Here is a 15,003-nt window from a genome sequence, read left to right as displayed (position 1 = left end):
CCTACCGCCACAGCCAGCGGCCAGGAAGGCTCAGCGCAAGGACAAAAGCGCCGGCTGCACGCCACCAGCGTGGCCCCCGCCGGCATGCCCACCACTGAGCTTGAACACTGCCACGGTTTGGACCAGTTCCTGGGCTTGCGAGCGCAGACTGGACGCCGCCGCCGCCATCTCCTCCACCAGCGCCGCGTTCTGCTGCGTGGCCTGGTCCATGTTGGTCACGGCCTCGCCTACCTGCGCCACCCCGGCGCTTTGCTCCGCGCTGGCCGCGCTGATCTCACCCATGATGTCCGTCACGCGCTTGATGCTGGCGACCACCTCCCCCATGGTCGAGCCGGCCTGATCCACCAGGGACGTGCCCTGGGTCACCCGCTCCACGCTGTCGCCGATGAGTTGCTTGATTTCCTTGGCCGCTTCCGCGCTGCGCCCGGCAAGGTTGCGCACCTCACCGGCCACCACGGCGAAGCCACGGCCCTGCTCCCCCGCGCGCGCCGCTTCCACCGCCGCGTTCAAGGCCAGGATGTTGGTCTGGAAGGCAATGCCGTCGATCACGCTGATGATGTCGGCGATCTTGCGGCTCGCGTCGTTGATGCCCTTCATCGTGTCCACCACCTGGGCCACAACCTCGCCCCCCTTGACCGCCACGGTGGAGGCGCTCTGGGCCAATTGGTTGGCCTGACGCGCGTTGTCCGCGTTCTGCTTGACGGTCGAGCCCAGCTCTTCCATGGAGGCAGCGGTTTCTTCCAAGGCACTGGCCTGGCTCTCCGTGCGAGCACTCAAATCCTGATTGCCTTGCGCGATCTCGGCGCTCGCCGTGGCCACACTCTCCGAACCCTGGCGCACCGCAGTCACCGTGCGCACCAAGGCTTCTTGCATGCGTTTGACGGCAGCCAAGACGCTGTTCTTGTCGCCCACGCGCACTGCAACCGTCGTGCTGAGGTCACCCTCGGCAATTTGACTGACGACAAGCGACACCTCGTGCGGCTCCGCGCCGAGTTCGCCACGGATCTGGCGTGTGATTTGCCAAGCGATGAAGCCCCCCAGCAGAGCCATCGTCAGCGCCAGTCCAAGCGACAGCAAAGCACTGGTGGCGGCGGTAGAAGCACCAGCCTTGGCCAGATTCTGGGCGGTGTCGAAACGCAACTGGATCGAATCCTCCACTGCCTTGAACAAGGCAAGACGCTTCTCCCGGGCGGTGAACAAGGCCTTGTCCGCGCCCGCCGTATCGCCCTGCATGGCCAGCTCCATGGCTTGCGAAGCAATCGCCTCATAGGCCTTGCTGTTGTCCTTGATGGCAGCGAGCAAGGCCTTGCCTTCCTGGGTGTCGGTGACCTTGTCGAGTTCCGCGATCAGCTTCTCGTTGTCCGCCTTCAGCTTTTCGACCATGTCGCGGAATCGGGGCTTGAGTTCGACGTTCGTGCTGATCATGACGTTGCGCAAGTTGAGCGCCGCCCCATTCAGGTTGTCCTTGAGTTGCACGAACTGCCGCATCTGCGTCATCTGTTCGCCTGACATGATCTCCAGATCAGCCGCCAGGCTGTTCATCTTGACCGTGCTGCCCAAGGCAATGACCACGCCCAAGGCGACAACAACACCAAAACCGAGTGTCAATCGTTGGCCAACCTTGAGCCTTTTTGTACCAAACATGCTTACCTCCTTGTATCGACGTGCAATTGCCAATGGCCAGGGCAAATCGCCGAAGCAGGTTAATGCGCCGCCCTCTCTCGACAGCGTAAGGTCCAGAAACTCAACGCAATGCCAGCAAGGCTGGCTGCGCGCCACCAGCGTGGCCCCCGCCGGCATGCCCACCACTGAGCTTGAACACCGCCACGGTTTGGACCAGTTCCTGGGCTTGCGAGCGCAGGCTGGACGCCGCCGCCGCCATCTCCTCCACCAGCGCCGCGTTCTGCTGCGTGGCCTGGTCCATGTTGGTCACGGCCTCGCCTACCTGCGCCACCCCGGCGCTTTGCTCCGCGCTGGCCGCGCTGATCTCACCCATGATGTCCGTCACGCGCTTGATGCTGGCGACCACCTCCCCCATGGTCGAGCCGGCCTGATCCACCAGGGCCGTGCCTTGGGTCACGCGTTGCACGCTATCGCCGATCAGCTGTTTGATCTCCTTGGCTGCGTCAGCGCTACGACCCGCTAGGCTGCGCACTTCGCCCGCCACTACCGCGAAACCCCGGCCTTGCTCACCGGCCCGGGCCGCCTCCACCGCCGCGTTCAAGGCCAGGATGTTGGTCTGGAAGGCAATGCCGTCGATCACGCTGATGATGTCGGCGATCTTGCGGCTCGCGTCGTTGATGCCCTTCATCGTGTCCACCACCTGGGCCACGACCTCGCCGCCCTTGACCGCCACGGTGGAGGCGCTCTGAGCCAACTGGTTCGCCTGGCGTGCGTTGTCCGCGTTCTGCTTGACGGTCGAGCCCAGCTCTTCCATGGAGGCAGCGGTCTCTTCCAAGGCACTGGCCTGGCTCTCCGTGCGAGCACTCAAATCCTGATTGCCCTGCGCGATCTCGGCGCTCGCCGTGGCCACGCTCTCCGAGCCTTGGCGGACCTGGGACACCACGCGCGCCAGGCTGCCTTGCATCTCCTTGAGGCTGTTGAGTACCTGACCCACCTCGTCGGTACGGGTGTTGTCGATCTGCACACTCAGATCACCCTGCGCCACAGCACGGGCCACCTCACCAGCCTTGAGCAAGGGCTGGGTGATGGTGCCTGACAGCAACCAAGCGAAAACCATGCTCAGCACGGTGCTGACCACCGCCAGCGCCACCAGCAGCATGCGGCTGGCCTCGTAGTTGGCCTCGATCTCCTTGGCCATGGCGTCGATGTCCTCGCGCTGGTTGTTCATCAGCGCCTCCATCTTGCTGGTATACAAGTTGGCAGCTGGCGTGAATTGCTCGTCCAGCATCTTGTTAGCCTCGTCGAGCTTGCCCTCCTTCTTCAGCGCGACGATGGCGTCGCGTGTCCTGAGGTAGTTCTTGCGCTGCTCACCGATCTCGGCGAAGACGGCCTTGTCACGGTCCTTGCTGAGAAGCCCCTCGACGGCCTTCTGGTACTCGCCCGAGGACTTGCTGGACAGCGCTGCCTCCTCAGCGAAATAGGTCGCGAGGGAAGGATCGCTGCTTCTGGCGATGGCCGCCGTGCGCCGCACGCCAGTGTGCAGATTGCGGTACCAGTCACTGACCATGCGCTCCAACTTGATGGGCACTTCCACCATCTGCCGGGTTGAATCCGCCACGGCGCTCAGCCGCGAAATGCTGACGATGATGGTGATGAGAGAAAGCAGCAGAACCAGGGCGAAACCGAGACCCAGTCTCTTGGCCACCGAAAGATTGGACAAAAAAGCCGGCATATGCGTTCTCCGATGAACAATGCGTGACGCTTGCGAAAGCGGAGTTCATCATATCCATAACCCGCGCGGGTATTTGAGAATCATTCCTTGACTGGCCTGGAAACAACCGCGCGCCATCGCGATCCTGGCTCAAGCGTCCTCGCGGGACACCTTGACAAGCAACACGGGCGCATGACGCCCACCGTCGGACGGACCTACTTGCGCTTGGCCTTCCACACCCCCGGCAGCGCCGCCACCGTCGCCAGCACCTTGGCCAGACGGCTGGTGCTGGCCACCTCCACGGTCAGCGTCATGCGGGCCACGCCTTGTACGGTCTGGGTCTGGGCGCCGATGACGTTGATCTTCTCCTTGACGAAGACCTCACTCACGTCGCGCAGCAAGCCCTGACGGTCGGCGGCTTCGATGTGCACGTCGACCGGATAGACCGGCCCGCCTCCCTTGCCTTCGCCACCGGTCTTGGGCAAACCCCATTCGACGTCGATGACCCGTTCACCATGCGTTTGGATCAGGGCCTGTAGGCTGGCGCAGTCGGCGCGGTGCACGCTGACACCCTTGCCGCGCGTGACAAAGCCGCGTATGGCGTCAGGCGGCGCGGGCTTGCAACACTTCGCGAGTTGGGTGAGCAGCGAATCGACTCCGACCACGAGCACACCGCCCCTGCTACTGCCGTCGCTGCGAGGACGGCGCAACATCGATTGCACCGCGTCCCCGGCATCAGTCGCCGGTGAGACATCGGCCGGTCGCAACACGGCCTCGATACTGCGCGAGGAGAACTCGTCCTTACCCACCACCTCGAACAAGGCTTGCGCGCTGGAGAAGCCCAGTTGCGCGGCCAGGTCCTCGAGCTTGACGGCTGTCTTGCCCTCGCGCTGCAGGATCTTTTCCACCACCTCGCGCCCACGCGCGATGGTTTCCTGCGCGGCCTGGGCATTGAACCAGGCCCGCACCTTGGCACGCGCGCGCGGGCTGACGATGTAACCCAGCTCGGGGTTGAGCCAGTCGCGCGAGGGCCCGCCATCCTTCACGGCGGTGATTTCCACCGTCTGGCCGTTCTTCAGCGGTGTGTTGAGCGGCACCATGGTGCCGTCGACGCGCGCGCCGCGGCAATGGTGCCCCAGGTCGGTGTGCAGGGTGTAGGCGAAGTCCACCGGCGTCGCGCCCTGGGGCAGGTCGACGATGGTGGCCTGGGGCGTCAACACATAGATGCGGTCATCCAGCATGCCACCCGCCTGCGCACGCACCTGACCGGAAGTATCGTCGTCACCCCCGCCGGACAGTTCGCGCTCCCAGGCCAGCAGTTGTCGCAGCACGGCGATCTTGGCGTCGTAGGCGCTGTCGGCAGTCACCGCGCCACCGTAGCCCTTGGCCCCGGCCTCCTTGTAGGCCCAATGCGCGGCCACGCCCAGCTCGGCATGCTCGTGCATGGCCTGGGTGCGGATCTGGATCTCAAGTGCGCGCCCCTCGGCGTCGCGCACCACGGTGTGCAGGGACTGGTAGCCGTTGGGTTTGGGTCGGGCGATGTAGTCGTCGAACTGCTCGGTGACGGGCGTGAACCGGCTGTGCACCCAACTCAGTGCGGCATAACAAGCTGGCACGTCCGGCACGATCAGGCGCAGGGCGCGCACGTCGTAAATGTGATCGAAGTCGAGCGACTTGCCACGCATCTTCTTGACAATGCTGTAGATGTGCTTCGGTCGCCCCTGCACCTGGGCTTCGATGCCCTGAGCGCGCAGATCACGCTCGAAGGTGTCGCGCAACTGCACGACGTAAGTCTCGCGCTCGATGCGCTTTTCGTCCAGCAGGCGGGCAATCTGCTTGTAGGTCTCAGGCTCCAGGAAGCGAAAGGCCAGGTCTTCCATTTCCCACTTGATTTCCCAAATGCCCAGGCGGTTGGCCAGGGGCGCGAAAACATGCAGGGACTCCGCCGCCAGGCCAGGCGGCAAGGGCCGCTTGCTGGCTGCGAACCAGCGCAAGGTCTGCAAGCGCGAGGTCAGGCGCAGCAGCACCACGCGCAGGTCACGCGAGAAGGCCAACAGCATCTTGCGCACGTTCTCGGTTTGCGCCGCCGTCCCCAGCTCGATGCCCGCCGAGCCACCGACCATCCCCTGCAGCAGCTCGCGCTGCGCCTTGGCACGCGCCTGCCGCTGAACCAACACGAGTTGCGTAGTCTCCACCGCCAGCGCCGCGTGACTTTCGCCAAAGGCCTGGGCGATGACCTCGCGCGGCTTGTTCAGATAAGCGCTGGCGTAGACCAGGTAAGCCGCCGCCTGCATGGCCTCGGAGCCGCCGATGGTGCGCAGGATGGCGGCCACGGCGTCCGCATGAGCCAGGGTGTTCTCACCGGTTTCCAGGGTTTCGCCGGCCAACAGCGGTTCGGCGAAGGCACGCGCCCGCGCGATGGTAGCGCCGGGCACTTGAGCTAGTGCGGAGGCTTGTGAGCCCACGGCGCCTGCATCGGCACCTGCATCAGGGCCGGAGGCGGACAGCAGCGCCGCAGCGGCATCGATGCGCTCCACGGTCCGTTCAGCGGTGTGACTTTTCATGCTTCATGCCCGCGCAGTCCGCGCCTCACGCCCCGAGCAGAAACGCCCGCACCGCCCGCACCTGCGCATCGGCCACCAGCGTCGGCGCATGGCCCACGCCTTCGAACTCAAGCAAGCGCGCCCGTGGTCCCCGCTGGGTCATGGCCTGCGCGGTTTCGACGGACAAAAGATCGGACTCCTTGCCCCGGAGCAGCAGCGTGTCGGCGGTGATGGCGTCGTACAACTGCCAAAGCATGGCCTCGCCCGCGGCGGCGCTCTCGGGCGTCATCTGCCGGTAGGGCGCGGCGATGGCCGGGTCGTAGTGCAGCACATACCCCATCCCCTTGCCCGCTTCCAGCGGCGCAGGTTTGAGCATGGGTCGGCTCAATTCCAGCCACTGCTCGCGCGTGTGCGGACCAAAACCCGCAGAGATGAGGCGCAGCGCCTCGGCGGCCTGCTCCACCGTGTCGAAACGCATGGGTGCGCCCAGGTAGGTGCCGATGCGCTCCAGCGCCGCCCAGGCGATGACCGGGCCGACGTCGTTGAGTACCAGCTTGCGGATCGGAACGGGCGCGGGCAGCGATGCCGGATGCAGGGCCGCCTGCCCAAGCAGGGCCAAGCCGATCAAGCCCCCCATGCTGGTGCCCACCCAATCCAGCGTGCGCGGTTTCAAGACGCCGAGCAGGACAGCCATGTCCGCCGCGTACACGGGAATCTGGTAGCCCAGGGGATCGGCGAGCCAGTCGCTGCGCCCGCGCCCAACGATATCGGGGCAGATCACGCGCAAATCGCCCTGTTCACCACCCGAGGCCTGAAGCAGGGCACGGGCGAGCACGTCAAAATCACGTCCTTGGCGCGACAGGCCGTGCACGCAGACCACCACATGGGGTGCGTCATCACGGCCCCATTGCCAGTAAGCCACGCGGTGGGTGCCATCGACGCCGCTGGCGCTGGCACCGGGGCAGGAGACGTGATTCAGCTTGGGTTCGATCATGGTGAGGTCCGTGCGGCGCGCGCGGTACAGGGCGTCGCGCATGGCATCATCCTAATTCATCGATTTACCCCCTAGCGGGATGGAGACATACATGCTGAAAGGCAAGACCGCGCTGGTCACGGGTTCCACCAGCGGTATCGGGCTGGGCATCGCCAAGGCCCTGGCGCAGCAGGGTGCGAACATCGTGCTCAACGGCTTCGGCGACGCCGAGGGGCCGAAGCGGGAGATCGCGGCGCTGGGCGCGCAGGTGGACTACCACGGCGCGGACATGAGCCGCCCCAACGAGATCGAAGCGATGATGGCCCATGCCGCCCAGCGTTTCGGCCGCGTGGACATCCTGGTCAACAACGCCGGCATCCAGCATGTCGCGCGGGTGGAGAACTTTCCGCCCGAGCGCTGGGACGCCATCATCGCGATCAATCTCTCCAGCGCCTTTCACGCCACGCGCCTGGCCCTGCCCGCCATGCTGGCCGCGAACCATGGCAAGGGCTGGGGCCGCATCATCAACGTGGCGTCCGTGCATGGTCTGGTCGCCTCGGCCGAGAAATCCGCCTACGTCGCCGCTAAACATGGCGTGGTGGGCCTGACCAAGGTCACGGCGCTGGAAAACGCCACCACCGGCGTGACCTGCAACGCCATCTGTCCCGGCTGGGTGCTCACGCCCCTGGTGCAAAAGCAGGTGGACGCCAAGGCCCAGGCCTTGAAACTGAGCAATGCCGAGGCCACCAAGCTCCTGCTCGGCGAAAAAGAGCCCTCGCTGCAGTTCACAACGCCCGAGGAACTGGGCGCGCTGGCCGTGTTTCTCTGCTCGGCTGCGGCTGACAATGTGCGCGGCGTGGCCTGGAACATGGACGGCGGCTGGGCGGCGCAGTAGCGGTGGCGAACGAGTTGGACGCCCAAGCCCATTCACCTCCCCAAACCAGGCCGGGGTTCCGGGGGCTTTGTAACATTATGAAAACGAATCGTTGCACCTACCTTGTGGGCAGGCGGTCGGCGTCACAATCCCGCTCGTTCCCGTGCGGTTTTTCCGATTTCAGTCATTTCAACGCATTACAACTTTTTCTGTCTGTGCCATGACGACCCCATCCAACAGCCGTACCGACAAGATCCTGGTCGTTGACGACGACGCCCGCATCCGCGACCTGCTGCGTCGCTACCTGACCCAAGAGGGGTTCGAGGTCTTCTTGGCCGAGGACGGCAAGGCACTGACGCGCATCCTGCTGCGCGAGTCCGTCGACCTGATCGTGCTGGACCTGATGATGCCCGGCGAAGATGGCCTGTCGATCTGCCGCCGCCTGCGCGCCGCGAACGACCGCACGCCCATCATCATGCTGACCGCCAAGGTCGAGGATGTGGACCGCATCGTGGGCCTGGAGGTTGGCGCGGACGACTACCTGGGCAAGCCCTTCAACCCGCGCGAGCTGCTGGCACGCATCAACGCCGTGCTGCGTCGCCGCCCAGCGCCCGAGGCGCCCGGCGCGCCTTCGAGCGAACAGGAAGTCGTGGCCTTCGGCCCTTACGTGTTCGACCTCAGCGCGCGCACCCTGCGCAAGGACGGCGAGGAACTGCCCTTGACCACCGGCGAATTCGCCATGCTCAAGGCCCTGGTGCGGCACCCGCGTCAACCCATGTCGCGCGAGAAACTCGCCCAGCAGGCGCGCGGCCGGGAGTTCGAACCGTTTGACCGCAGCCTGGACGTGCAGGTCTCGCGCCTGCGCAAGTTGATCGAGCTCGATCCGGCCTCCCCGCGCTACATCCAGACGGTCTGGGGCGTGGGTTATGTCTTCGTGCCGGACGGCGCGCATTGAAGCACTTCCGCATTGTCCTCTCCCGCATCGCCCGCTCCCGCATGATCCGGACATGGCACTGAATCCCGAATCAGGCGAGGGCCCGGATTCCGACGAAGCGCTGCGTCGGGCCGCTGACCTGGGCAGCCCCATCCTCTCAGCCGACCCGACCACGGCACGCTGGCTGGCCTGGCTCAAGGAAGACGGCAGTGGCAGGACGGCCGACAAGTCCGAACCCTCGCTGGACCACAGCGTAACGAAAGCCGGCATCGCTCCCGGACAGCCGCACGACAAGGCGGCCGCCTTGCATCAACCCTCGCAAGGACCTGCGGGTGCCGACCTTGACGACACTGCGGTCGTCGAGGCACCTCCGTTCCCGGTCAGCGGCTTGAGCCTCTTCTGGCGCACCTTCGGCCTCATCAGCCTGCTGGTCGGCACCAGCACCTTGATCTGGCAGCAAACCCTGCACCTGCTGGCAGACGAGTCCCGTCAGGGCGTCTGGTTGCTGTGGCTGGTGGTCGGGGTGCTGCTGACGCTGGCCAGCACGGCCGTGGTGGCCCACCTGATCAACCAGCCATTCAAGCAATTGTCGTTCGCGACCAGCCGCATCCGCGAAGGCGACTTCGAGGCCAGCCGGCTCAATGAACGTGTGCCCACGACCGAGATCCGGCAGGTCAACATCGGCTTCAACCGCATGGCCCAGCGCCTGGCCAAGCTGGACCAGGACCGCGCCGTGATGCTCGCGGGCATCAGCCACGATCTGCGCACGCCGCTGTCGCGCCTGCGGTTGGAAACCGAGATGAGCGTGGCCGACGCCGACGCGCGCGCGCACATGGTGGCCGACCTGGAACAGCTGGACGCCATCATCGACAAATTCATGGACTACGCGCGGCCCGACCATGTGCGGCTGGAGCGCGTCAACCTGAACGAAGTGATCCGCAGCAGCCTCTACGCCTTCGAACACCGCGAGGACATGCGCTTCAACATCGATCTGCCCACCGACCTCTGGGTGATGGCCGACGCGGTCGAGCTGGGGCGTGTGATCTCCAACCTCGTGGAAAATGCCCGCCGTTACGGCAAGACGCCGGAGACTGGCATCACCACGCTGGATATCGGCGTGCGCGCGCGCGAGCCCTGGGTGCAACTGCGCCTGCGCGACCATGGCCCCGGCGTGGCGCCCGAGCACCTGCCCAACTTGACCAAACCTTTCTACCGGGGCGACGCCGCACGCACGGCCGCCACCGGGGCCGGCCTGGGCCTAGCCATCGTGGACAAGACCCTGCGCCGCATGGGCGGGCGCTTCGGCGTGGGCAACAGCAGCCTGGGGGGCTTCAGCACCCGCATCGAGCTGCGGCAGGCGAAATAGAAAGTAGATAGAGACAACCCCAAGGCCCAGGGCTCATCGCACAAGCCTGCGGTTCAAGGCGACCCTGCACAGCGGGCCGGACGAGCGGCTTCAGCGCAACAGCAGCACCACGGCCCGCGCCTCGATGCTCAGACCCTCCCCGACAGGACCAAGTTTCTCGGCCGTCTTGGCTTTCACGTTGACCTGCGCCTCGTCCAGCCCGAGCAGCGTGGCGATGCGCTCACGCATGGCAGGAATGTGCGGCGCCATTTTGGGCGCCTGCGCGACGATGGTGCTGTCCACATTGGCAAGGCGCCAGCCTTGCGCGCGCACGCGCGCGGCGGCCTCGGCCAACAGCACGCCCGAATCCGCGCCCTTGAACTGCACGTCGGTGTCGGGGAAGTGGCGACCAATATCACCCAGGCCCGCCGCGCCAAACAACGCGTCGGTGATGGCGTGCAGCAAGGCATCCGCATCCGAATGGCCGAGCAGGCCCTTGTCATGGGGAACCTGTATGCCGCCCAAGATGAGGGGCCGCCCCTCGACCAGCTGGTGCACGTCCCAGCCCTCGCCGATCCTGATGTCCGGAATGCTCATGCCTGTGTCTTTCTGGCTTGCAGCACGGCCTCGGCCAGTGCGAAGTCCTCGGGATAGGTGACCTTGAAATTCTGCGCGCTGCCCTGCACCAAGCGCGGCGCGAGGCCTTGGGCCTCGATGGCGCTGGCCTCGTCGGTCACCGCCACGCCGGACCGCACCGCCTGCTCCAGGGCTTGCGTCAGTTGCCCCAGGCGAAACATCTGCGGGGTCTGCGCCAGCCATTTATCGGCGCGCTCGAGCGTGGCTTGGACCCGCGCGGGCTCTCCCGCAGGCCCGGCCTGCTTGAGGGTGTCGGGCAAGGGCAAGGCCAGCAGGCCACCCACCGGGTCGTCGGAGCAGGCCACCATCAACGCCTCGATCTGCGCCGGGGTGATCAGACAGCGCGCGGCGTCGTGCACCAACACCCAATCGTCGTCCTGCGCGCCCCGCGCGCGCAACTCCGCCAGGCCTCGGGCCACGGTCTCGGCGCGGCTTGCTCCGCCCTGGGGTAGCACCGACCAGGCCGGCGTCGAACTGAGAAAAGTGTCCGCAGGCGCCACGACCACCAACACCTGTCGCAGCGCAGGCTGTGCGGCCGCGACTGCGGCAAAAGCCGTCAGCGTGTGCAGAACCAGTGCCTGACCTGCGACGGCTTGGTACTGCTTGGGAAGGGAACCACCGGCGCGGGTCCCCATGCCGGCGCAGGGAATCAGGACGTGGAACTGGGGCACAAGAGCTGTCATGGATTGGACTGCCATTTTCCCACGCCCGGGCACGCCGGCCCTTGGGGCAACGCCGAGGCAACCACAAACAGGCTCAGCACGTCCGACCCACTAAAATCGCGCCACACCCCCTGCAAAAAGCGCAGGGGGTTTTCGCGTTTTCTGCATCCGATGGAACTCCCCAAGCTTCAAACCGGCAAGCGCCACACCCTGCCCCGCCCGCCCGGCTCCGCCGACGCCCTGTTGCTGGCCCGTCTGGCCGAGCGCGAGAAAGAAGCGGGACGCCTGCTGGCCATCGTCTGCGCCGACGCGACCGACACGCAGCGCCTGATCGACGAGATCGCCTTCTTCGCACCCACGCTGCGCTGTGCCGTCTTTCCCGACTGGGAAACGCTGCCCTACGACAGCTTCTCGCCGCACCAGGACCTGATCAGCGAGCGCCTGGCCACGCTCTGGCGGCTCTACAACACGGGCCAGAGCAGCACCGGCGCGGTCAAGCCGGAAGACACCATCGACCTGGTGCTGATGCCTGCCACGACCGCGCTCTACCGGCTGGCCCCACCCAGCTTTCTGGCGGCCACCACCTTCGAGTTCAAGGTCAAGCAGAAACTCGACGAAGCCGCCCTGCGCAGCCAGCTCACCCTGGCCGGCTACAACCACGTCACCCAGGTGGTCAGTCCGGGCGAGTACGCGGTGCGTGGCGGCCTGATCGACCTGTTCCCCATGGGCTCCGCCGTGCCCTTTCGCGTGGACCTGTTCGACAATGAAGTGGACAGCATCCGCACCTTCGACCCGGACAGCCAGCGCAGCCTGTATCCCGTGCCGGAGGTGCGGCTGCTGCCCGGGCGCGAGTTCCCGATGGACGAGGGCTCGCGCGCGCTGTTCCGTCGCCGTTGGCGTGAACTTCTGGAAGGCGACCCGACCAAGAGCCGGCTCTACAAGGACATGGGCAACGGCGTGGCGACGGCGGGCATCGAGTACTACCTGCCGCTCTTCTTCGAGCAGACGGCCACGGTCTTCGATTACCTGAGCGGCGGCCGCCAGCAAAGCGCCACGCTGGTCCTCCACGGCGACATCGAGCCCGCGCTGCGCCGCTTCTGGACCGACACGCAAGACCGCTACCGCCTCGCCCAGGGCGAGCCCGAGCGCCCGCCGATGCCGCCCGAGCACCTGTTCCTGAACGCGGAGCAGTTCTTCACCCTGGCCAACGCCCATGCGCAGCTCGCGCTGAAAGCGGCCGGCAGCGGCCAGGAGGCACCGGACTTCGCCGAATTCGACCGCCTGCCCGAGGTGACCGCCGCGCGCGGCACCGACGACCCCCTGCTCAAACTCAAGGACCACCTGCGCAACACCCAGCACCGCGTGCTGCTGCTGGCCGAGAGCGACGGCCGGCGTGAAAGCCTGCTTGATTTCCTGCGCGCCAGCAGCGTCATCCCGCCCGCCTTCGACACCCTGGAAGAGTTCCGCGCCAGCGAAGAACGCCTGGGCATCGCGACCGCCGCGCTGCAGCAAGGTTTCGCCTGGACCCAGGAGGCGCTGGACTTCGTCACCGAGACGGAGCTGTTCGCGACCAGTTCGGGCGCGCGCCGCCGCAAGAAGCAGGAACAGGTCAGCGACGTCGAGTCCCTGATCAAGGACCTGTCCGAACTCAATGTGGGCGACCCGGTGGTGCACGCCAGCCACGGCATCGGACGCTACCGGGGCTTGGTCAACATGGACGTGGGCGCGAAGAACCCGGACGGCACGCCCGCGCTGCAGGAATTCCTGCATCTCGAGTACGCCGACCAGGCCGTGCTTTACGTGCCCGTCAGCCAATTGCAGTTGATCAGCCGCTACACCGGCGTCAGCGCGGACGAGGCCCCGTTGCACAAGTTGGGCAGCGGCCAATGGGAGCGCGCCAAGCGCAAGGCCGCGCAGCAGATCCGCGACGCGGCCGCCGAACTGTTGAACATCTATGCACGCCGCGCTGCGCGCGAGGGCCACGCCTTCCGCTTCTCGCCGCGCGACTATGAGCAGTTCGCCAACGACTTCGGCTTCGAGGAAACCGCCGACCAGAAGGCCGCGATCCACGCGGTCATCCAGGACATGGTGAGCCCACAGCCCATGGACCGCCTGGTCTGCGGTGACGTGGGCTTCGGCAAGACCGAGGTGGCCCTGCGCGCCGCCTTCGTGGCCGTCACCGGCGGGCGACAGGTGGCCTTCCTGGCCCCCACCACGCTGCTGGCCGAGCAGCATTACCAGACCTTGGTGGACCGCTTCTCGAAGTGGCCGGTCAAGATCGCGGAAATGAGCCGCTTCCGCTCGACCAAGGAAATCAACGCTGCGCTCAAGGGCGTGGCCGACGGCAGTGTGGACATCGTGGTCGGCACGCACAAGCTGCTGAGCGCGGACACCAAGTTCAAGGAACTCGGCCTGCTCATCATCGACGAGGAGCACCGCTTCGGCGTGCGCCACAAGGAAGCGGTCAAGGCCCTGCGCGCCGAGGTGGACGTGCTCACGCTGACCGCCACGCCGATCCCGCGCACCCTGGGCATGGCGCTGGAAGGCCTGCGCGACCTCAGCGTCATCGCCACCGCGCCGCAACGCCGCCTGGCCATCAAGACCTTCGTGCGCAACGAGGACAAGGGCGTGATCCGCGAGGCCGTGTTGCGTGAACTGAAGCGCGGCGGCCAGGTGTACTTTCTGCACAACGAGGTGGAGACCATCGAGAACCGGCGTGCGCGGCTGGAGGAACTGCTACCCGAAGCCCGCATCGGCGTGGCGCACGGCCAGATGCCCGAACGCCAGCTCGAAGCCGTGATGCGCGATTTCGTGGCCCAGCGCACCAATCTGCTGCTGTGCTCGACCATCATCGAGACCGGCATCGACGTGCCCAGCGCCAACACCATCGTCATCAGCCGCGCCGACAAGTTCGGCCTGGCCCAGTTGCACCAGTTGCGCGGGCGCGTGGGCCGCAGCCACCACCAGGCCTACGCCTACCTGATGGTGCCGGACAAGGAAAGCCTGACCAAACAGGCCGCGCAACGGCTGGACGCCATCCAGGCCATGGAAGAACTGGGCAGCGGGTTCTACCTGGCCATGCACGACCTTGAAATCCGTGGGGCTGGTGAGGTGCTCGGTGAAAATCAGAGCGGCAACATGCTGGAGGTCGGCTTCCAACTCTACAACGAGATGCTGAGCGAGGCCGTGCGTTGCCTCAAGGAAGGCAAGGAGCCCGACCTGCTCGCGCCCATGAGCGCCGCCACCGACATCAATCTGCACGCGCCCGCCCTGCTGCCCGACGACTACTGCGGCGATGTGCACATGCGCCTGTCCTTCTACAAGAAGCTAGCCACCGCCAAGAAGACCGAGCAGATCGACGCCCTGCTGGAGGAACTGGTGGATCGCTTCGGCAAGCTGCCAGCCCAGGCGCAGACGCTGATCGACGTGCACCGCCTGCGCGTGATCAGCCAGCCCTATGGCGTGGTGAAAGTGGACGCCACGCCCCAGCTCATCAACATCACCTTCCGCGCGGACGCGCCCGTGGACGCCATGAAGGTGATTGAGCTGGTGCGCAAGAACAAGCACATCAAGCTGGTGGGCAACGAGAAGCTGCGCATCGAGCGCGCACTGCCGGACGCGAAGGCGCGCGCGCACTTGGTGCGTGATGTGCTGCGCTCACTGGGCGAACCCGTCAGGGAAAAAATTGCGACATGACACAAC

10 protein-coding genes are annotated in these 15,003 nt (G+C 66.0%); 4 read left to right on the top strand and 6 right to left on the bottom strand.

Translation table 11 applies throughout. The features are described 5' to 3' along the window. Positions 1-30 precede the first annotated feature (30 nt). From AZ34_RS18895 to AZ34_RS09245, 4 genes are all read right to left on the bottom strand, one after another. Positions 31-1,644, bottom strand: a complete 1,614-nt coding sequence (locus AZ34_RS18895) for a methyl-accepting chemotaxis protein (protein ID WP_081767148.1) — start codon at positions 1,642-1,644, stop codon at positions 31-33. A gap of 100 nt (positions 1,645-1,744) precedes the next feature. Then, entirely contained in the window at positions 1,745-3,328 is a 1,584-nt protein-coding gene (locus AZ34_RS09255; protein ID WP_331280904.1) for a methyl-accepting chemotaxis protein, read from the bottom strand. Positions 3,329-3,549: 221 nt separating this feature from the next. After that, a complete protein-coding gene (locus AZ34_RS09250) occupies positions 3,550-5,898 on the bottom strand; it encodes a RelA/SpoT family protein (protein WP_035607365.1) in 2,349 nt (782 codons plus the stop codon). Between the two features lie 25 nt (positions 5,899-5,923). Next, positions 5,924-6,871 (bottom strand): alpha/beta fold hydrolase, encoded by a 948-nt coding sequence (locus AZ34_RS09245; protein WP_035611312.1) that lies wholly within the window; start codon positions 6,869-6,871, stop codon positions 5,924-5,926. A 91-nt stretch (positions 6,872-6,962) separates the two neighbouring features. Between AZ34_RS09245 and AZ34_RS09240 the strand changes: the two genes are divergently transcribed. The 3 genes from AZ34_RS09240 (at position 6,963) to AZ34_RS09230 (ending at position 10,024) form a co-directional block, all read left to right on the top strand. Further along, positions 6,963-7,745 (top strand): 3-hydroxybutyrate dehydrogenase, encoded by a 783-nt coding sequence (locus AZ34_RS09240; protein WP_035607363.1) that lies wholly within the window; start codon positions 6,963-6,965, stop codon positions 7,743-7,745. Between the two features lie 199 nt (positions 7,746-7,944). Continuing rightward, complete coding sequence (ompR, locus tag AZ34_RS09235; RefSeq protein WP_006298009.1) at positions 7,945-8,679, top strand: two-component system response regulator OmpR; 735 nt, start codon at positions 7,945-7,947, stop codon at positions 8,677-8,679. A gap of 52 nt (positions 8,680-8,731) precedes the next feature. Beyond that, the gene (locus AZ34_RS09230) at positions 8,732-10,024 is read left to right on the top strand and encodes an ATP-binding protein (RefSeq protein ID WP_051509648.1); all 1,293 of its coding nucleotides are present in this window, start codon (positions 8,732-8,734) and stop codon (positions 10,022-10,024) included. Positions 10,025-10,114: 90 nt separating this feature from the next. Here AZ34_RS09230 and ispF read toward each other — a convergent pair whose 3' ends face one another. Together ispF and ispD are read right to left on the bottom strand one after the other, a co-directional pair. Further along, on the bottom strand, positions 10,115-10,600 hold the full coding sequence (gene ispF / locus AZ34_RS09225; protein WP_035607359.1) for a 2-C-methyl-D-erythritol 2,4-cyclodiphosphate synthase: 486 nt from the start codon (positions 10,598-10,600) through the stop codon (positions 10,115-10,117). Beyond that, a complete protein-coding gene (gene ispD, locus AZ34_RS09220; RefSeq protein WP_035607358.1) occupies positions 10,597-11,322 on the bottom strand; it encodes a 2-C-methyl-D-erythritol 4-phosphate cytidylyltransferase in 726 nt (241 codons plus the stop codon). The genes ispF and ispD overlap by 4 nt, the downstream gene beginning before the upstream one ends. A gap of 150 nt (positions 11,323-11,472) precedes the next feature. Here ispD and mfd point away from each other — a divergent pair, with 150 nt between their 5' ends. Continuing rightward, positions 11,473-14,997: a transcription-repair coupling factor gene (gene mfd / locus AZ34_RS09215; RefSeq protein ID WP_035607355.1), complete on the top strand. Its 3,525-nt coding sequence runs from the start codon at positions 11,473-11,475 to the stop codon at positions 14,995-14,997. Positions 14,998-15,003 lie beyond the last annotated feature (6 nt).

The sequence above is a fragment of the Hylemonella gracilis str. Niagara R genome, from assembly GCF_000600295.1.
GTDB classification, from domain to species: domain Bacteria; phylum Pseudomonadota; class Gammaproteobacteria; order Burkholderiales; family Burkholderiaceae_C; genus Hylemonella; species Hylemonella gracilis_A.
The sequence above is the reverse complement of the archived record's forward strand: the minus strand, read 5'-3'. Positions and strand labels throughout refer to the sequence as shown.

Bases quoted from the DNA above. Each gene is read 5' to 3' on its own strand.
- ispF (WP_035607359.1), bottom strand. From the start codon at position 10,600: ATGAGCATTCCGGACATCAGGATCGGCGAGGGCTGGGACGTGCACCAG.
- AZ34_RS09250 (WP_035607365.1), bottom strand. From the start codon at position 5,898: ATGAAAAGTCACACCGCTGAACGGACCGTGGAGCGCATCGATGCCGCT.
- mfd (WP_035607355.1), top strand. From the start codon at position 11,473: ATGGAACTCCCCAAGCTTCAAACCGGCAAGCGCCACACCCTGCCCCGC.
- ompR (WP_006298009.1), top strand. From the start codon at position 7,945: ATGACGACCCCATCCAACAGCCGTACCGACAAGATCCTGGTCGTTGAC.
- ispD (WP_035607358.1), bottom strand. From the start codon at position 11,322: ATGACAGCTCTTGTGCCCCAGTTCCACGTCCTGATTCCCTGCGCCGGC.
- AZ34_RS09240 (WP_035607363.1), top strand. From the start codon at position 6,963: ATGCTGAAAGGCAAGACCGCGCTGGTCACGGGTTCCACCAGCGGTATC.
- AZ34_RS09245 (WP_035611312.1), bottom strand. From the start codon at position 6,871: ATGATCGAACCCAAGCTGAATCACGTCTCCTGCCCCGGTGCCAGCGCC.
- AZ34_RS09230 (WP_051509648.1), top strand. From the start codon at position 8,732: ATGGCACTGAATCCCGAATCAGGCGAGGGCCCGGATTCCGACGAAGCG.
- AZ34_RS18895 (WP_081767148.1), bottom strand. From the start codon at position 1,644: ATGTTTGGTACAAAAAGGCTCAAGGTTGGCCAACGATTGACACTCGGT.